The sequence below is a fragment of the Streptomyces sp. NBC_00252 genome (assembly GCF_036187565.1).
Taxonomy (GTDB): domain Bacteria; phylum Actinomycetota; class Actinomycetes; order Streptomycetales; family Streptomycetaceae; genus Streptomyces.
In genome coordinates, this window is record NZ_CP108087.1 from 518992 (window position 1) to 537911 (window position 18920).

Here is an 18920-nt window from a genome sequence, read left to right on the forward strand (position 1 = left end):
ACCTAGCTGTCGACTCGACGCGCGGACTCCACCGGCAGGAAGCGGGCCCTGAGGTGTGCCGGGGCCAGCCGGTCGACGAACTCCAGTGTCACCGACTCCGCGTTCGGTGACGCGACGGTGAAGCGGCGGGCCAACCAGGAGGTGGTCAGCGTCAGTTGGCGCATGGTCAGCGTGGCACCGAGGCACACCCGTGGTCCGGCGCCGAACGGGAGATAGGCCGATCCGGGGGCCGCTTGTCCCGCCAGCCATCGGGCGGGGTCGAACTCGTCCGGCCGGGGCCACCAGCGGGGGTCCCGGTGGATCAGGTACGGATTGAGCAGTACGTCGTCGCCGGGGCCGAGCGACCACGCGCCCAGAGTGGTCGCCGTAGCGGCGGTTCGGGTCATCAGCCACGCGGGCGGATACAGCCGGAGCGTCTCCCGGACCACGGCCTCGGCCAGCGGGGTGCCGCCGGCCTGCGCTCCGTCCGCCTCGTCGCGGAGGTCGTGCACGAGCCGCGGGCGCCGGGCGAGTTCCCAGACGAGGGAGGTGAGGGCGGCGGCGGGCACGCCGTGTCCGCCCATGAGGACGCTGTGCAGTGTCGACACCACGGTATCCACGGAGAGGGCCGGTTCGCCGGCGAGGAGAAATCCGAGCAGGTCGTCACGGGACCGGCCGGACGGCGACGCACGCCGCTCGCGGACCAGGCCGGTCAGCGTTGCCGTCAGGCGCCGGTAGGTGCGGAAGTAGCGGCGGTGACGGGGAAGCGGCAGCCACGCGGGGAACTCGCGGGACGCCTCAGCGAAGGCCTGGGTGGCACGGACGGTCTCGTGGAGCAGCTCGGCGACACCGGCGTGGTCCGCGCCGAAGCAGTACTCGGCGATCGTCCGGGCGGTGAGCGTCCGCATGGCGGTGAGGACGTCGACGTCCTGCCCGGCCCCGTCGGCGATGACCGCGTCGAGGATCGCGACGGTCCGCTCGTCGGTCGTGGCCGCCGCCGTCCGGTTGAGGCCGGGCCACGCGGAGCGCCGTTCGGGCATCCAGGAGGCGGCGTGTTCGGCGGCCCGGTCGGTGTCCCGCCGCATGTCAAAAGGCGCCAGCTCGGTGACGAACGTGTCGCCGGTGCGGATGAGCGCCTCGTGGGCGAGTTCGGGGTCGATGACGAAGAGGGTGTGCTCGTCGTAGGAGAAGACGTCACCGTACTCCCGGTGGGAGCGACGCAGGAATCCGATCCGGTCGGCCTCGTAGGCGCGGGTGTTGCCCGTCAGCCGGTGTCCGCGCGGGCCCGGCGGCCATCTGTGCTCCTCGCCCTGCGCCATGCGCCGCCCTCCCCCGGTGAATCGCAGGACCCCCTGCCAGGGATCCTGCGATCGGCGTTCGCGCTGAGCAGGTCGGGCTACCGGGCGTGGTAGGGCCAGTAGATGTAGCGTCCGCTGACCCGCTTGCGACCCACCAGGTGAGCCATCAGGCGCCGTGTCCGTTTCATGAACACCTCACTGCCGTCAGGGCGAATATTTTGTCGATCGTGCCACGGTCTCCTGCGTCCGGCAATATCACGTCCCGGGCTCTCTCCGTGGAGCGGCGCCTCGGTATGACGTGACGTCAGATTGCTTACCGGCGAAGGCAGTTGACGTCCACCTCCGGCGACAACTCGCACCCACGGAACCGAAATTGGTCTAGACGAATCTTCCCCGGATCTCTTGACGCAGACCGACGCGGGCAGCCACGCTTCGCTACGCAGGCAGAAGTAAGGAAAGTTTCCGATTAACTTCACGACTTGCCGTTCGACGATTTCCCGCTGCCCCACCCCGCCCTGATCACGTCGCACGGCGCCTCCCCACCCGCACCTCTCCACCGTGCGACGGACGTGCAGGGCACCGCAATCCGCGTACCGGCGCGACGCCGTGCGCGGCCTCGCCCCACGGAGGAGCATCCGCATGAGACGTGCGTCGCTGCGCGCCGCGTTGACCGCCGCCCTGATGGCCGGCGGCCTGGCCACGACCGCCGCCCCGGCCGCCCACGCGGCCGACAACACCGGTCTGATCGCGTCCTTCGGCATCACCTCCACCTGGGGTGCCGGCTTCGAGGGCGGCTACACGGTCACCAACAAGTCCACCCACACAGTCAGTTCATGGACCATCACCTTCACCCTGCCCGCCACCGAGGCCGTCACCAGCTCGTGGAACGGCACGGTCACCCACAGCGGGACGCAGTACACGATCACCTCCCCCTCCTGGGAGGCCCCGCTCGCCCCCGGTGACTCCGCGCCCGTCGTCGGCATGGACTTCAGCTACAGCGGCTCGGTCGTCGCGCCGAGCGCCTGCCTGATCAACAACGGCCCCTGCGCCGGCGTCCCCGCCGACACCGTCGCCCCCTCGACCCCCTCCGGCCTCGCCGTCCGGGACACCGGCCCCGGCAGCGTCACGCTGGGCTGGAACGCCTCGACCGACAACGTCGGCGTGGTCGGCTACCGGGTCTACGAGGGCAGCAACGTCATCGCCACCACCTCCGGCACCGGCACCACCTTCAAGGTGATCGGCCTCCTCGCCGGCAGCAGCCACAGCTTCACGGTGACCGCGCTCGACGACTCCAACAACGAGTCGGCGCACTCCGCGACGCTCACCGCGACCGCGGGCAGCGGCACGACTCCCGGCGTGGCGGCCCCCTTCATCGACCTCGGTGCCTACCCGACGCCGAACCTCACGCAGATCGCCACGACCACCGGGCTGCGGCAGTTCTCGCTCGGCTTCATCACCGCCGGGTCGACCGGCTGCAACGCGAGCTGGTTCAACTCCTTCGACCCGGGCGCCGCCTGGGACCGCGCGGACTTCGACTCGCTGCGCGCGATGGGCGGTGACGTACGGCCGTCCTTCGGCGGCGAGGCGGGCACCGAACTCGCCCTCGCCTGCACCAGCACGACCGCGCTCCAGGCGCAGTACCAGAAGGTCGTGGACGCCTACGCCCTCGACCGCGTCGACTTCGACATCGAGGGCGCCGCGACCGTCGACCACGCCTCGATCGACCGGCGCTCGACGGCCGTCGCCGCCGTCCAGGCCGCGCAGCGCGCCAAGGGTCGCGACCTCAAGGTCACGCTCACCCTCCCGGTGCTGCCCAGTGGCCTGACCGCGGACGGCCTCTACATCCTCAACTCCGCCAAGTCGCACAACCTGAACGTCGACACCGTCAACCTGATGGCCATGGACTACGGCGACAGCGCCGCGCCCAGCCCCTCCGGGAAGATGGGCACGTACGCCATCCAGGCCGCGACCTCCACCCGCGCCCAGATCGCCTCGGTGTGGCCGAACCTCACCACCGCCCAGACCTGGGCGATGGTCGGACTCACCCCGATGCTCGGTCAGAACGACACCGCCAGCGAGGTGTTCACCGTCGCCGACGCACAGCAGGTGCTCACCTTCGCCCGCCAGAACCACCTGGGCGAGCTGGGCTTCTGGGACGTCACCCGTGACGGCAACGCCTGCACCGGCGGCCTGAGCGAGTGCACGAACATCCCGCAGACCCCGTACCAGTTCTCCAAGCTCTTCGCGACGTACACGGGCTGACCCCGCGAGGTCACCCGCACCCCACAGGACAACCGTGTGCGGGCCGAGACTCAACTCGGCCCGCACACGGTGCGGTTACGCCCCGAGCCGTCCCGACGGCATTAGGGCACACGGGTGTATTTCCCGTCATGGAGTCACATCACCATCTGACGGGTTGTCATACGGTCATGACGATCGAGCTTCCGACCCAGCACCCCATGCCGTCCCACCCGCGCCGCAGGGACGGTCGAGCGCCGTTGCCCGCCCCCGAGGACCGCGCCCGCCTGCGCCGGGCATGGCGGCTCACCGACGAGCAGGTCGCCGCGGCGTTCGGCGTGACCACGGCGACGGTGCGCTCCTGGGAAACCGGCCGCACCACCCCGACGGGTCTACGGCGGGCCGCCTACGCCGCGTTCCTGAGCGGCCTGGCCCAGGGGCTGGCTCCGTCGGCAGCCGAAGCCGGGACCGTGCCGCCAGCGGTGCACCCGCCCCGGCGCGCGGAAAGGCGACGCCCAGAACGCCCGGCCGGTCGTCCGCAGCCCCGGCCAGCACTCCAGCCGTCCCCTCCACCGGTATCCGCCCGGCGCGCGCCAGCCGCGGTCGCCCTTCCCGTGGGAGCAGGACCTGACCCGGTCACTCCCGCGCGCCGTCGCAGACTTCGCGTCATGGCGACCGCGACCTGCCTGTGGACCGTTCTCCTGCACCTCCTGATCACTTCTCCACCACCGCACATGTGAGGACCAAGTGCGGCCACCAGAAGGGGCGTTGCCTTACATAGAGGTTCAACTCATGGGCGGGTGCGGCGTGTTGTCAGTGGCTCCCGATACGTTCTGCACGTGCCACGGACCGCAAGGCCGCGCCACTCGCATCGCAACCGGTAGCCCGGTACGCCCAGACAGCACGACGTAGGGACACGCATGGAACCCGTATTCGCCGACTTCTCCACCACCCCGGCCCAGCTCTCGAACGCCCTGGTCACCCACCACCGGTGCGGCATCGCCCCCTCGCACCTCGCGCTGGGCGCCGGCGGTCACATCAAGGTGGACTTCACCGTCGACGGGTGGAAGGAGAACGAGGAGGCCGTCGTCACGGTGACCGTGCTCGGTACGGGCGCTCCCATGGACGTCCTGCTCAACGGCAAAACTCTCGGGGAGCGGCTCGCGATACCGGCGGACGGGGGCCACAGCGAACCGCGGGACACCGTGCTCAGTGCGCCGGGCGACCTCCTGGCCGCCGGCACGAACATTCTTGAGATACGCAGCCCGGAGGGATCGGACACCCTGCTGCGGCTGCGTGCCGTCACCGTCGCCCCCGCCCGCGAACAGGACCAGGCACAGCGCGCCTTGGCGGCCCGGGCTGCCAACCGGTCCGTCGTCGCCTTCAGCGCCGAGGTCCGTACGCCCGGCACCACCGCCTGGCAGCCCGCGCCCCGGCTGCTCCTCCATGTCGACCTCGGCGGGTCCGCACTGCCCTCGCAGCTCTCCTGGCGCACGGCGGACGGAGCGGAGGCGGCGATCGGGCTGCGCGCCGACCTGACGGGTTTCCTGGGTCACCGCAGGACCGCCGACGGCACGGTCACCGAGTACCGCGGCTCACTCGCCGAGCGCTGGGCCTACCCGGAGGGCACGGCCGGGGCGCGACTGCACCGGTTCTCCACGGAGTCGGGGCACGACAACGCGTGGGCTCCGTCGGGCGAGCTGCGGCTGCTGCTCGACGACGGAGGGGCACCCCTGGAACGCGTGTCCTGGACGGACCGGCGCGGCACCACCGCCTCGATCGCCCTGAGCGGCGTGGGCCCCGTCGCCGCACCCGCCGTACGGCAGCCAGGCGGCGAACTGCGGGACATCACGCGCACGGTCGAGGACGTCGAGGCGAGCGACGAGTTCGCCGAGTGGGGCGAGGTCGCCGAGAACCTGCTCAGCAAGTCCCACAACAAGTGGCTGGCGCACGAGGACACGGCCGAGCTGACCTTCACCTTCGCGCAGCCCGCCGCCGTGGCCACCTACCGGCTGACCTCCGGGAACGACTGCCCGGACCGGGACCCGCAGGACTGGAAACTGCAGGGATCGCACGACGGCGGTCACTGGACGACCCTGGACACCCGCACCAGTGAGTCCTTCAGGGGCAGGCACGAGACGAAGGAATACCAGGTCGCCTCCCCCGCGTCCTACGCCCGCTACCGCCTCGATATCGAAGGCAACCGCGGCTCCGACATGACCCAGCTCTCCCGGATCCAGTTCCTCGCCGACGACGCCCCGTCCCTCGGCCCGACACACGGCGCCGCCGACTTCACCGGCTACCGCACGACCCTCGGCGGGGACCCGGTCGGCTACCGGGGTACGACCGTCCCGGGCCCCTGGTCCGACGCTCCCGGTCAGCAGGAGGGCCAGGACGCGGGGGACGCCCTGCCGAAACTCCTCGCCGGTGACCTGGGCGAGACCGCCCGCGGCCTGGACGAAGCCGCCCGGCTCATCGGCAAGCTGGCGGTCTACCTGAAGAATTCCTGACGGCCCGGTGCCGCACCGGCCGGTCCAGGGGGCCGTCGGCAGCACAACGGCCGGTTGATCCGGCCTCTGTGACTACGGACAGCTGCTCGGCCGGGTTGCCCGGCCGAGCATGCCGTACGCGGGGCATGTCGGTCGGCTCCCGGCTCACGCGCCGGCCGGGCGGGGTGCGGGTGTCATCGCCCATCGGATCATCGAGGTCAGGGCGGAGCCGAGCGGGCGCACGCACAGCGTGTCCACCACAGCGAGCCGGGGCAGCCGTAGTTCCGCCGCCGCCCAACTCGGCAGGAGCGAGACCGCGTTGGCGGCGAGCGCGCCGTAAGGCAGGCGGGCCGCCAGCGGGAGGGGCGGGTTCAGGAGGAGGAAGCGCGCGGCGTCGCGTGCCTGCGGGGTCGCTTCCAGGTCCGGACGGTAGGCGAGCAGGCGCTCGGTCAGCTCGGCGCGGTTCCGTGGCGGGTCGGGCACACCGAGCGCCATGGCGACCTTGGCGGTGTTCTCCACGTACCCGTCGCACTCCGCGTCCGTCAGGGGGTTCGCCCCATAGCTCTGGTGGGCGCGCAGGAAGCTGTCCACCTCGGCGACGTGGACCCAGCACAGCAGCTCCGGATCGGCGGCGTGGTACGGCTCGCCCCGGTCGGTCTCACCCCGGACCCGCTCGTGCACGGCTCGGACCTGGTCACAGGCCCGCTGTGCCTGGGCGGCGGTTCCGTAGGTCGTCGTGGCCAGGAAGGTGCTGGTCCGCTGCAGCCGACCCCAGGGGTCTCCGCGGAAGCCGGAGTGGGCGGCCACGGCCGCCATGGCCAGCGGATGCAGGGACTGCAGGAGCAGGGCGGACAGTCCGCCGATGAACATCGAGGCGTCGCCGTGCACACGGCGGACCGGCTGGTCAGGGCCGAACCAGCGCGGGCCGGGGGTGTCGTGGATCCTGGCGCGGTTGCGCGGGCCGTCCGGTCCCGCGACCCGAGCGAACAGGGCGGTGCCCAGCCGTTCACGCGGACCGGGCCACCCGGCACAGGTGGGTTTCATGGGTCACTGCCTTCCGCCGACCTGTCTCCCATTCTGCCGGGACCCTCCGTAGCCGACCCCAGAGGGTCCCGGGGAAAGTGCGGCCCGCAGGTCCCGGTGCAGGGGGACACGAGCGCGTATTCCGCTCTTCTTTCCGGGCGGGACGCGCCGTCGGATGCAGATCGGGGAGCCGATTTCCCGCAGGACCCGAGACCGGCCGACCGGCGAGGAGAGCCCAGCCGGATGGGTCGTCCGGGAGTCAGGTCCTTGGAGTGCTCGTCCCGGAGGCCGGTGGCGGTCCTGAACTCCCTGGTGAGGGGCGGGTGTTGCGCGAGGGCTGGACAGCGGTCCCGTGGACTGCTGTCATCCCTGAGTACCGCGCTTTCCTTCAGTGGAAGGCGAGTTGGCACAGCACCCGCATGCGGCGGCCCGCCCCACACACTCCGGGCCGTCCGCCCTCGGCGCTGTCGGCACGAAGCACGTTCTGCCGTGACACCCCGTCAGCATGGCGCGCTGACAACGATGTCGAACGCTCGTTGCCCGTCGAAGGAGCCCCCATGCACCACCCCGAAGACGACAACCACCCGATCCCCGCCCTCGCACTGCCCGCAATGCCCGCACTGTCCAGACGTGACCTGCTGCGCTGGGGAGGGGCGGCCGCCGCAGGTGCCCTGGGCGTCCTCGGCATCGACGGAACGACGGCCCGCGCCGCCCCCGTGTCGGTCCAGGCCGCGGCGTCGACGTTCACCCCGCTGCGCCCACCCGCCACTCCCCTCGCCGTACGGTCCCCGTATCTGACCACCTGGCTGGCCGGGGACAACCTGGCCGGCACCTGGCCCACCTTCTGGAACGGGCGGATCACCGCGCTGGCCGGTATCGCGCGGATCGACGGCACGCCGTACGTCTTCCTCGGCGCCCCCGCGCTGCCCGGCGGCCCCGCGCTCAGCACGATGACGCAGACGTCGTTGCAGCTCACGGCGACCCGGTCGATCTTCACGCTCACCGGGGGCGGTGTCACGCTGACGGTCACGTTCTTCTCGCCCGTGGACCTCGGCAACCTGCAGCGGCAGTGCGTGCCGTTGAGCTACATCAGCGTTCAGGCCGCCAGCGGTGACGGGGCGAGCCACACGGTGGACGTGCATGTCGACGCCTCCGCGGAGTGGGTGCACGGCGACAGTGCCACCCAGGTCACCTGGGCCAAGCAGGCGACCGGGAGCATGACCGCCCTGACCTGCCAGCCGGCCTCCCCGGGTGTGCTGGCCGAGAACAACGACCAGGCCTCGTGGGGTTCGCTGGTGCTGGCCGCTCCCACCGTGAGCGGGCTGACCTGGCAGATCGGCCAGGACACGGTCGTACGGGCGGCGTCCGCCGCGAACGGGACGCTGGCCGGCACCTCCGACACCGCGCAGCCCCGGGCGATCAACGACCGCTGGCCCGTGCTGGGCCTCAACCAGAACCTGGGCACCGTCACCGCGTCCGCCCCCTCGGTGGTGTTCCAGGTGGTCGTCGGCCATGTGCGGACCCCTGCGGTGAGCTACCTCGGCGCCCGCCTGAACCCGTGGTGGACGCACTACTGGGGCTCATGGACCGCCATGCTCGACTGGTTCGACAGCGACCGCGCCGCCGCCCTCACCTCCGCCGTCGCCTTCGACAAGGCGATCCACGACGACGCCGCGAGCGCGGCCGGTGGCGGCGACACCGGCGAACGCTACGCGGCCGTCTGTGCCCTGGCGGTGCGTCAGGCCGTGGCGGGGACGGAGCTCGTCGACCGCGACGGCTCACCGTGGGCGATGCTCAAGGAGATCTCCTCCAACGGCAACTTCTCCACCGTGGACGTGACGTACCCGGCGTCCCCCGCGTACCTGCACCTCTCACCCGCGTATCTGCGGCTGCTGCTCGAACCGCACTTCGACTACGCGGAGAAGCAGGGCTGGCCCGAGCCGTACGCCGAGCACGATCTCGGCTCCAGCTATCCGAACGCGACCGGGCACCTGGACGGCAACGAGGAGGCCATGCCGATCGAGGAGTCTGCGAACATGCTGATCATGGCGGCGGCCGTGGCCCAACGCCTTCCGGCAGCCGACGCGGCCTCCTTCGCGACCACGCACTACGCGATCCTCCGCCGGTGGGCCGACTACCTGGTGGCCAACGCGCTCGACCCCGAGAACCAGAACCAGACCGACGACTTCACCGGCTGGATCGCGCACAGCGCCAACCTCGCGCTCAAGGGCCTCATCGGCATCGGCGCGATGAGCGTGGTGGCCAAGGCGGCGTCCAACTCCTCCGACGCCGCGCACTACGAGGCCGTAGCCCGGGGCTACATCAGCCGTTGGGTCACCCTGGCCCAGGACTCCTCGGGCACGCACCTGAAACTCGCCTACGACCAGGACGGCACCTGGAGCCTCAAGTACAACGGCTACGCCGACCGCCTGCTGGGCGTGAACCTGGTGCCGACCGGGGTGGCCGCGCAGGAGGCCGCCTGGTACCTGTCCAAGGCGGGCACCTACGGCGTGATCCTGGACCCGCGCAACGACTACACCAAGACCGACTGGGAGATGTGGACCGCGGCCTGGCTGGCCGACCACGCCGACGCCCGCACCATGCTGATCAACGGGGTCTACGGCTTCGCCAACAGCACGCCCTCGCGGGTGCCCTTCACCGACTGGTACGTCGTCGCCTCCGGCGCCCAGCGAGGATTCGCCGACCGGCCCGTGATCGGCGGCGTCCTCGCCCTGATGAACGCCCCGGCGCCCGACTCCGTCGCCTGGAAACGTATCCAGAACAAGAACTCCGGCAAGCTGCTCGCCGTCAGCGGTATGTCCCTGGCCGACACCGCCGAGGTCACCCAGTACGAGGACAACGGCAGCGCCGACCACCTGTGGACGGTGGTGGACAACGGCGACGGCACCGTGAAGATCTACAACCGCAACAGCGGCAAGCTGCTCGCCGTCCACGACCAGAGCCTCGACGACGGCGCCCACGTCCAGCAGTACAACGACAACGGCACCCAGGACCATCTCTGGCGGTTCGTCGACAACGGCGACGGCTGGATGAAGATCGTCAACGTGCACAGCGGCAAGCTCCTGGCCGTGGACGGCGCATCCCAGGCCAACGGCGCCCAGGTGACGCAGTGGAACGACAACGGCACCTCCGACCACCTCTGGCGGCTCGTCTGACCCACCCCCACGGATGTCATGAGCACACCACACCGGAGAGCGGCGCCACACAGATCCACCCCTTTCCCGCCCCACACGGAAATGAAGGAGCGCTCCATGAGAAGCCCCACGAAACTCTGCCTCGGCCTGTCCGTCCTGCTGGCCCTCGGCACCGGAGCCCTGGGCCTGTCCCCCGCCGCCGCCTCGCCCTCGCAGCCGACACGGTCGGCCAAAGCCCTCTCCCCCGGGCTGACCACCGCCCTCCAACGCGACCTCGGGCTCACCGCGTCGCAGGCCCGGACCCGGCTGGCCCACGAGGCCGGCGCCACGCGGCTCGCGCCTCGGGCCGAACGGGCGGCAGGACCGACCTACGGCGGCTCCTGGTACGACGCGGCGCACGGCACCCTCGTCGTCGGGCTCACCGACACCGGCAGCGCGGCGGCCGATTCCGTACGGTCCACCGGCGCCACCGTGGTGCGGGTCGCGCACAGCGCACGCACCCTGGACGCCACCAAGTCGGCACTCGACACCGTCGCCAAGGCGGACGGCGCCCCCGCGGCCGTCCAGAGCTGGCACGTCGACCCCCGCACCAGCAAGGTCGTGGCGGAGGTCCGCGAGGGAGCCGAACACAGCGCCGCCGTAACGAAGTTCCTCGCCCCGGCGCGCAGGACCGGACTGCTCACCATCAACAGCGTCGCCACGGCTCAGCGACCGCAGACCTTCGCCGCGGGCACCGTCGGCGGTGACCCGTACTACATCAACGGCAACACCCGGTGCTCCATAGGCTTCTCCGTCGTCGGCGGCTTCGTCAGCGCCGGACACTGCGGAACGCCCGGCAGCTCGGTGGTCGGCTGGGACGGTTCGGCGATGGGCAGCTTCGCCGGCTCGTCCTTCCCGGGCAACGACTATTCGTACATCCGGATCGGCAACGGGTGGTGGACCGTCCCGGTCGTGCTGGGCTGGGGCACCGTCAGCGATGTCCTGGTGCGCGGCTCCGGGGTGGCGCCCGTCGGCTCGTCGATCTGCCGCTCCGGCTCGACGACGCACTGGCACTGCGGCACCGTGCTCACCCAGAACGAGACCGTCAACTACAGCCAGGGATCGGTCTACCAGCTGACCGGCACCAACGTCTGCGCCGAACCGGGCGACTCCGGCGGCTCGTTCATCACCGGCGACCAGGCCCAGGGCGTGACCTCCGGCGGCTGGGGCGACTGCACCAACGGCGGTCAGACCTGGTTCCAGCCGGTCAACGAGATCCTCAGCACCTACGGCCTGACCCTCGTGACCGCCTGATCCACCGGGGAACTCCCGCGCGCCCGGGCTGCGGAGACACACCGCGGCCCGGATGCGCTCCCACGGCAGCGGATGGCATGGGGCTCCGGCATCGGAGGTGCCGAGGCCGCCGGACCCGTGGTGCGAGTACGTGTCCGTGGACCACGTGCGCGTTCGGGCGCGAACGCCGGACCCGTAACCCGCAGGTGCGACGATCCTCCGGTCTTCGGCGGCCACCGCATGTCCGGCCGCCGGACCGGGCAGCACTGCGGCACTCGACTCCGTGTCCGCCATCGAGGGAGCCGTATGTGAGCGATGTCGTCTTCACGGCCGATTTCACCTCCGCCAGCCAATGGGTGGCGGGCCGTTCCTGGGCCTATCCCGACGGCGGCCCCACCAACCCCGGCGACAACAAGCTGGACCACCTCACCCCCGACCCCGCCTACTCCCGCACCGGTACCTTCCGCGCCACCCCCAGGACCGACGGCTGCTGGGACACCGGGCTGCTGACCACCGAGGGGAGCGACGAGGCGTTCACGGTCCGCACCGGGGACCGGCTCCAGGTCCGGGTGTGCCTGCCCACCGGACTGGGTGCCTGGCCGGCGGTCTGGACCTGGCGCGACGGCGGCAACGAGGTCGACGTCTTCGAGTACCACCCCGACAACCCCGACCTGCTGGAGCTCACCAACCACGTACGCGAGGGACAGATGTACCTTCGCCATCCGGCGGTGAGTCCGGGCGCGGTGGTCGACCTCGGCGTGACCTTCGGCCGGCGCAGCGTCGTCTGGTCGCTGAACGGCACCCGGGTCTTCGCCGACGGTCGGGGCGTCGGCTCCGGCTGGTGGGCCTACCTCGTCGTCAACCTCTCCGTCTGCGCCGGCCGCTACCACCCCGGCCCGGACCCCGGGACCACCGAACTGTCGTACCGCGTCGAGAACTTGACGGTGCGTCGGCGCGTGAATCCACCCGCGCCGGAGTCCCATGACGGCGACCCGGCCACGGCCGACACGGGGTCGTAGCCGGGACCGTCGGCGTCAGCCTCCGCTGCTCTCCCGGACCACGATCCGGTGGCCGATCACCTCGTCGCGGTACGGGATGCCCGAGTCCGGGGTGTCGATGCGGTTCAGCAGCAGGGACACCGCCGTGCGGGCGATCTCCCGCTTGTCGGGCGAGACGGTGGTGAGGCTGGGCACGCTGAAGCCGGTCGCCTCGATGCCGTCGAAGCCGACCACGTCCATCTCGTCGGGCACCCGCACCCCGCTCTCGTACAGGGTGCGCAGGGCGCCGAGCGCCATGTTGTCGTTCAGGCACAGCAGCGCGTCGGGCCGGGTTCCGTCCCGCATCAGCCGGGCCGCCGCCTCGGCGCCGTCCCGCCAGTGGTAGGCCTCCACCGGCACCACCAGACCGGCGTCGAAGGGCAGGCCCGCCGCTGTCAGCGCCTGGCGGTAGCCGTCGGTGCGCAGCCGGTCGGTGCCCTGCTGGCCACGGACCGCACCGCCGATCACCGCGATGCGACGGCGCCCGCGGGACAGCAGGTGCTCGGTGGCCTCCCGCGCGGCGCGCACGTTGTCGATGCCGACGTGGTCGGTGTGTCCCTCGGCGGAGCGTTCACCGAGCAGCACCACGGGCATCCGGCGGTCGCGGGTGGCGAGGTCGCGGGGCAGCAGGGAGAGCGGGCTGAGGATGACGCCGTCGCAGAACTGCGTGTCGAAGCCGTGCAGCGCGGCCAGTTCGCGGTCACGTTCGGCTCCGGTCTGGTGGATCAGCACGGTCCGGCCGTTGCTCCCCGCCGCCTCCATGATGTGCCGGGCCAGCTCGGAGAAGTAGGCGACGTCGAGCTCGGGCACCGCGAGAGTGATCATGCCCGTACGGCCCTGACGGAGCTGTCGGCCGGCGATGTTGACGCGGTAGCCGAGGGCGTCGATCGCCTCGCGGACGACCGTGCGCGTCTGCTCCGAGACGTGCTCGAAGTCGTTGATCACGTTGGAGACGGTCTTGGGCGAGACGCCGGCGTACTCCGCCACGTCCTTGATCCTCGGTCTGGCCGCCACGCTGCCCTTCCTTCCGAACTTGCTTGATCGTACCGACCGTTGCGCATCGCTTTCCGGCCAGCCGCTCGCACACAAACTGCGTCCGAGCTATTTACATCGATGTAATCGACATGGTGCCATGACCCCGCACGACCTCCACCACGCACCGACCTGCACTCTCGTCACGAGGAGCACCATGCCCGACCCGTACCTCCCGGACGCGCCACCCCGCCCCGAGTACCCCAGGCCGCAGTTCACGCGGGACGCCTGGCTGAATCTCAACGGCGAGTGGCAGTTCGAGACCGACCGGTCCGACAGCGGCCTGGAACGCGGCCTGACCGACCGCGAACTGACCGGCCGCATCCTCGTCCCGTTCTGCCCGGAGTCCGAGCTGTCCGGCATCGCGGAGACGGACTTCCTGGAGGCCGTCTGGTACCGGCGCACGGTGACCGTGCCCGCCGAGTGGGCCGACGCCCGGGTCCTCCTGCACTTCGGGGCGGTCGACCACGACACCACGGTGTGGGCGGGCGGCCAGGAGGTCGCCCGGCACCGCGGCGGCTTCACCCCGTTCACCGCCGACCTCGGCGACGTGGCCGTGCCCGGCGAGGAACTGACGCTCGTGGTGCGCGCCCGGGACAGCCGCCACACCGTGCAGGCCCGCGGCAAGCAGGCCACCTGGTACGCCAACTCGCACTGCCACTACACCCGGACCACCGGCATCTGGCAGACCGTGTGGCTGGAGCCGGTCCCCCGCGCCGTGGCCCTGCGCCGCCCCCGCATCACACCCGACCTGGCCACCGGGTCCTTCCTGGTCGAGCTGCCGCTGTCGGCGAACGTCGCCGGGCACCGGGTGCGCGCCACGCTGAGCGACGCCGACGGCACCGTCGTCACCGCCGAGGGCCGGGCGGACCTGGACCTGTGCCCGCGCCTGGTGCTCACCGTCCCCGAGAACCGTCGCCGGACCTGGTCACCGGCCGACCCGCACCTGTACGACCTCGCGCTGGAGCTGGTCGGCCCGGACGGCGAGGTCGTGGACATCGCCCGGTCCTACGCCGGCCTGCGCTCGGTCTCCGTACGCGGCAAGGAGCTGCTGCTCAACGGCGAACGCGTCTTCCAGCGGCTGGTGCTGGACCAGGGCTACTACCCCGACGGGCTGATGACCGCGCCCACCGACGCCGCGCTGCTGCGGGACATCGAGCTGGGGATCGCGGCCGGGTTCAACGGCGCCCGGCTGCACCAGAAGGTGTTCGAGGAGCGCTACCTCTACCACGCCGACCGGCTCGGCTATCTGGTGTGGGGCGAGTTCGGCGACTGGGGCTGCGAGACCGGGGTCCGCGACGACAACCAGCGGCCCGACGCCTCGTACATCACCCAGTGGCTGGAGGCGCTGGAGCGGGACCACTCGCATCCCTCGATCGTCGGCTGGTGCCCGCTGAACGAGACGTACCAGAACCTGCACGACCGCATCACCGTGCTGGACGACGTCACGCGGGGCATGTTCCTCGCCACCAAGCAGGCGGACCCGACCCGGCCGGTCGTGGACGCCTCCGGCTACGCGCACCGGGTGCCGGAGACCGACGTCTACGACTCGCACTGCTACGAGCAGGACCCGGTGGCGTTCGCCAAGATCATGGCCGGGCTCGCCGAGGACCGGCCGTATGTCAACACCGGTCCCGAGGGCCGCACTTGGTCGGTGCCGTATCGCGGACAGCCGTATTTCTGCAGCGAGTTCGGCGGGATCTGGTGGGACCCGGAGACCGTCGCCGCGGCCGGTGACGACACCTCCGACTCGTGGGGGTACGGCGAACGGCCGCGCACCGAGGAGGAGTTCGTGGAGCGGTTCCGCGGTCTGACCGGCGTGCTGCTGGGTGATCCCGGGATGTTCGGCTACTGCTACACGCAGCTAACCGACGTCTTCCAGGAGCGCAACGGCGTCTACCGCTTCGACCGCTCCGAGAAGGCCGACACCGCGCAGTTGCGCGCGGCCCAGCTGCGCCCGGCGGCGTACGAGGAGACGACCTAGCACCCGGGTCCCCGCTCCGAGTGAGCGGACGCACCGCACGTCGCACAAGATTTACATCGATGTAAGAACGCATGGTGGGCGGCATCGCCGCACGGACCGCAGTGTCCACCGCGTCGCCGCCCACCGGGAAGGAAGCACATGACCGGCACTCCCGCCCAGGTCCCGCCCCGCGGACCGACCAGACGCCGTGTCCTGACGACGGCACTCGCCGCCGGCGCCGCGGCTCTCGGCGCCGGGGCGCTCAGCGGCTGCGGCTCGGCCCTCGCGGCCGACGACGGGTCGACGGTCCGTCTGTGGGACCTGTTCAGCGGAGCCGACGGCGGTCTCCTCAACGAGATGGTGGCCAAGGCGCGGCCCGACATGCCGGGCACGCACATCGAGCGCACCGTCCTGGAGTGGGGCACCCCGTACTACACCAAGCTCGCCATGGCCTCCGCCGGCGGTCGCGGCCCCGATGTCGCCGTCTCGCACATGTCCCGGCTCGCCGGGTACGCGCCCACCGGACTGCTGGACCCGTGGGACATGGACGTACTGGCCGAGTACGGCATCACCCGGAACGACTTCGCGGACGCGGTGTGGTCCCGCACCCAGTTCGACGGCCACACCTACGCCGTCCCGCTGGACACCCACCCCTTCATCGTCTTCTACCACCAGGAACCGGCGAAGAAGGCGGGCCTGCTGACCGCCGACGGCACGCTGGACGCGGACGCGTTCTCCTCCCCGGCCGGCTTCCTGGCCGCGGGGAAGGAACTGGCCAAGGCGTCCGGCAAGCAGGGCATCGCGTTCGGCTACGTCACCGACACCGCGCAGTGCTGGCGGCTGTTCTACGGCCTGTACCGGCAGACCGGCGGCCGGTTCGACCTGCCCGCGGGCGGACCGGCCGAGGTGGACGAGGACCGGATGGCCGAGGTCATCGCCTTCATGGCCAAGGTGGTCGACGGCAAGGTGAACCCGAAGAGCCTCGACTACGCGTCCGCCATCGCCTCCTTCGTCAACAACCAGACGGCGATGATCCTCTCCGGCGAGTGGGAGCTCGGCACGTTCCGCGCGGGCGACAAGAACGTCGGCGCGGCGCCGTTCCCGACCGTGTTCGGCACCCCGGCCGTCTACGCCGACTCGCACTCCTTCGTCCTCCCTCACCGGGACCACCCGGACGAGGAGCACCGCCGGCGTACCCACCGGGCGGTGGCCGCGCTGCTGAAGGCCGGTCAGATCTGGGCCACCGCGGGGCACATTCCCGCGTTCCAGCCGGTGACCCGGACCGCCGCCTACGCGGCACTCCGGCCGCAGGCGCACTACGCCCAGGCCGCCGGTCATGTCGTACTCGACCCGTCGGTGTGGTTCGCCGGGGCGGGCTCCGACTTCCAGAACGCCATGTGCCAGGTCCTCCAGCAGGCCCTGCTCGGTGACACCAGCCCGGACCGCGCGGCCCGCGCGATGACCCGGCGTCTCAACACCTTCCTCTCCAAGCCCAGCCCGGCCTGATCCGGCCGCGAACCATCCGCGCAGGAGGCACAACGATGTCCTCTCCTCTCCCCCCGTCCCGGACCGGGACGCTCACGGCGCGCCGGATCCTCTCCCCCGGCCTGCTGTTCGCCCTCCCCTTCCTGATCCTCTTCGCCCTCTTCATGGTCTGGCCGCTCGCCCAGGGACTCTGGATGAGCTTCACCGACACCTCGCTGTCGGCCCACGCGCCGAGCTTCGTCGGCCTGGACAACTTCTCCGAGGCGCTGCGGGACGCCGAGATGTGGCGGGCGCTCGGCCACACGGTGTGGTTCACCGTGCTGTCGACCGTCCCGCTGGTCGTCGTGGCGCTCGGCATGGCCCTGCTGGTCCACACCGGGCTGCCCGGCCAGTGGGTGTGGCGGCTGGCGTTCTTCGCGCCGTATCTGTTGCCCGTCGGCGTGGTGAGCCTGCTGTGGGTCTGGCTCTTCCAGGGCGATCTCGGCCTGTACAACCAGCTGTTGAACGCGGTGGGCCTCGACTCGGTGGCCTGGCTGAGCGACAAGTCGGTCGCGATGTGGGCGATCGTGCTGACCACCCTGTGGTGGACGGTCGGCTTCAACTTCCTGCTGTACCTGGCGGCCCTCCAGTCGGTGCCGGACCACCTGTACGAGGCGGCGGCGATCGACGGCGCGGGCGCCTGGCGGCGGCTGTTCTCCATCACGCTGCCGCAGCTCAGCCGGATCACGGTGGTCGTCACCGTGCTGCAGATCCTGGCCTCGCTGAAGGTCTTCGACCAGATCTACCTGCTGACCAAGGGCGGTCCGGACAACTCCACCCGCCCGGTCATCGAGTACATGTACGACGTCGGCTTCACCGGTTACCGGCTCGGCTACGCCTCGGCGATCAGCTACGTGTTCTTCGCCCTCGTCATCCTCGCCTCCGCGGCGCAGTACGCCGCCCTCCGCCGCCGGGAGAAGTGACATGACCTCCACCACCGAACTGCCCGCCCCCCGGCCCAAGTCCACGCCCCGCTCGCCGGTCATCCGCGAGGTGGCGGCCCGCCGGTACCGCGCCGAGGCCCGCCGTACCCATCTCTCCCTCGGCGAGAGCCGCACCGCCCGAACGCTCACGTTCACGGTGCTGACCGTCCTGGCGCTGCTGTGGCTGCTGCCGATGGCCTGGGGTCTGCTGACGGCGTTCAAGTCCGAGCAGGACGCGAGCGATCCGGTGCACTGGCTGTGGCCGAAGCACGGGTTCACCCTGTCCGGGTTCCGCAGTGTGTGGGACCGCGGCGAGCTGCCGCTGTGGATGTTCAACAGCTTCCTGGTCGCGGCCGTCGTCACGGTGATCACGGTCGCGGTGTCCGCGATGGCCGGCTACGCCTTCTCCCGGACCCGGTTCACCGGCCGCAGATGGCTGTTCACGATCACGGTGGCGGCCGTCCTCGTACCACCGCAGATGCTGATCGTGCCGTGGTTCCAGCAGATGCTGACGCTGAACCTGCTCGACACCTACGCGGCGGTGATCCTCCCGCAGACGGTGGCACCGGTCATGGTGTTCATCCTGAAGAAGCACTTCGACTCCCTGCCGAGGGAGTTGGAGGAGGCGGCCCGCATCGACGGCGCGGGGCACATCCGGATCTTCTGGTCCGTGCTGCTGCCGCTGTCCCGTCCGATGCTGTCGGCGGTGGCGATCTTCGTGTTCATCGGGGCCTGGAACAACTTCCTGTGGCCCTTCGTCTCCACCTCGGACCCCGACCTGATGACCCTGCCCGTCGGCATCACGTCGGTGAAGGACGCCTACGGCGTCCAGTACGCGCAGTCCATGGCGTCGGCCGTGCTGGCCGCACTGCCGCTGGTGGTCGTCTTCCTGTTCTTCCAGCGGCACATCGTCAAGTCCGTCGCCACGACGGGTCTCGGCGGCCAGTGAGCCGGCCCCCTTCCTGAAAGGCGCGACCAACCCGGTCA

13 protein-coding genes are annotated in these 18920 nt (G+C 71.0%); 10 read left to right on the forward strand and 3 right to left on the reverse strand.

Going from position 1 to position 18920, the window contains the following annotated elements:
• Nucleotides 1-2: 2 nt before the first annotated feature.
• Entirely contained in the window at nucleotides 3-1298 is a 1296-nt protein-coding gene (locus OHT77_RS02250; protein ID WP_328826211.1) for a cytochrome P450, read from the reverse strand.
• A 618-nt stretch (nucleotides 1299-1916) separates the two neighbouring features.
• Here OHT77_RS02250 and OHT77_RS02255 point away from each other — a divergent pair.
• From OHT77_RS02255 to OHT77_RS02265, 3 genes are all read left to right on the forward strand, one after another.
• Nucleotides 1917-3539 (forward strand): cellulose binding domain-containing protein, encoded by a 1623-nt coding sequence (locus tag OHT77_RS02255; protein WP_328826213.1) that lies wholly within the window; start codon nucleotides 1917-1919, stop codon nucleotides 3537-3539.
• 167 nt (nucleotides 3540-3706) lie between these two features.
• Nucleotides 3707-4255 carry a helix-turn-helix domain-containing protein gene (locus OHT77_RS02260; RefSeq protein ID WP_328826214.1) on the forward strand — a complete coding sequence of 183 codons (549 nt, stop codon included), beginning with the start codon at nucleotides 3707-3709 and terminating at the stop codon, nucleotides 4253-4255.
• Between the two features lie 180 nt (nucleotides 4256-4435).
• The gene (locus tag OHT77_RS02265; RefSeq protein ID WP_328826215.1) at nucleotides 4436-6025 is read left to right on the forward strand and encodes an alpha-1,2-mannosidase; all 1590 of its coding nucleotides are present in this window, start codon (nucleotides 4436-4438) and stop codon (nucleotides 6023-6025) included.
• Between the two features lie 144 nt (nucleotides 6026-6169).
• Here the strand turns inward: OHT77_RS02265 and OHT77_RS02270 are convergent, their stop codons facing one another.
• Nucleotides 6170-7048, reverse strand: a complete 879-nt coding sequence (locus OHT77_RS02270) for an oxygenase MpaB family protein (protein ID WP_328826216.1) — start codon at nucleotides 7046-7048, stop codon at nucleotides 6170-6172.
• Nucleotides 7049-7584: 536 nt separating this feature from the next.
• Here OHT77_RS02270 and OHT77_RS02275 point away from each other — a divergent pair.
• The 3 genes from OHT77_RS02275 (at nucleotide 7585) to OHT77_RS02285 (ending at nucleotide 12473) form a co-directional block, all read left to right on the forward strand.
• A complete protein-coding gene (locus tag OHT77_RS02275; RefSeq protein WP_328826217.1) occupies nucleotides 7585-10203 on the forward strand; it encodes a glutaminase domain-containing protein in 2619 nt (872 codons plus the stop codon).
• A 96-nt stretch (nucleotides 10204-10299) separates the two neighbouring features.
• Nucleotides 10300-11475, forward strand: a complete 1176-nt coding sequence (locus OHT77_RS02280) for a S1 family peptidase (protein ID WP_328826218.1) — start codon at nucleotides 10300-10302, stop codon at nucleotides 11473-11475.
• A 287-nt stretch (nucleotides 11476-11762) separates the two neighbouring features.
• A complete protein-coding gene (locus tag OHT77_RS02285; RefSeq protein ID WP_328826219.1) occupies nucleotides 11763-12473 on the forward strand; it encodes a beta-glucanase in 711 nt (236 codons plus the stop codon).
• Nucleotides 12474-12488: 15 nt separating this feature from the next.
• Here the strand turns inward: OHT77_RS02285 and OHT77_RS02290 are convergent, their stop codons facing one another.
• Nucleotides 12489-13505, reverse strand: coding sequence for a LacI family DNA-binding transcriptional regulator (locus OHT77_RS02290; RefSeq protein WP_328826221.1), 1017 nt, complete (start codon nucleotides 13503-13505; stop codon nucleotides 12489-12491).
• 175 nt (nucleotides 13506-13680) lie between these two features.
• On the opposite strand from OHT77_RS02290, the gene OHT77_RS02295 reads away from it, so the two are divergent.
• From OHT77_RS02295 to OHT77_RS02310, 4 genes are all read left to right on the forward strand, one after another.
• A complete protein-coding gene (locus OHT77_RS02295; RefSeq protein ID WP_328826222.1) occupies nucleotides 13681-15507 on the forward strand; it encodes a glycoside hydrolase family 2 protein in 1827 nt (608 codons plus the stop codon).
• Between the two features lie 138 nt (nucleotides 15508-15645).
• Nucleotides 15646-16992: an extracellular solute-binding protein gene (locus OHT77_RS02300; protein WP_328826223.1), complete on the forward strand. Its 1347-nt coding sequence runs from the start codon at nucleotides 15646-15648 to the stop codon at nucleotides 16990-16992.
• A gap of 35 nt (nucleotides 16993-17027) precedes the next feature.
• Complete coding sequence (locus OHT77_RS02305) at nucleotides 17028-17933, forward strand: carbohydrate ABC transporter permease (RefSeq protein ID WP_328826224.1); 906 nt, start codon at nucleotides 17028-17030, stop codon at nucleotides 17931-17933.
• A 1-nt stretch (nucleotide 17934) separates the two neighbouring features.
• Nucleotides 17935-18882 (forward strand): carbohydrate ABC transporter permease, encoded by a 948-nt coding sequence (locus OHT77_RS02310; protein WP_328826225.1) that lies wholly within the window; start codon nucleotides 17935-17937, stop codon nucleotides 18880-18882.
• Nucleotides 18883-18920 lie beyond the last annotated feature (38 nt).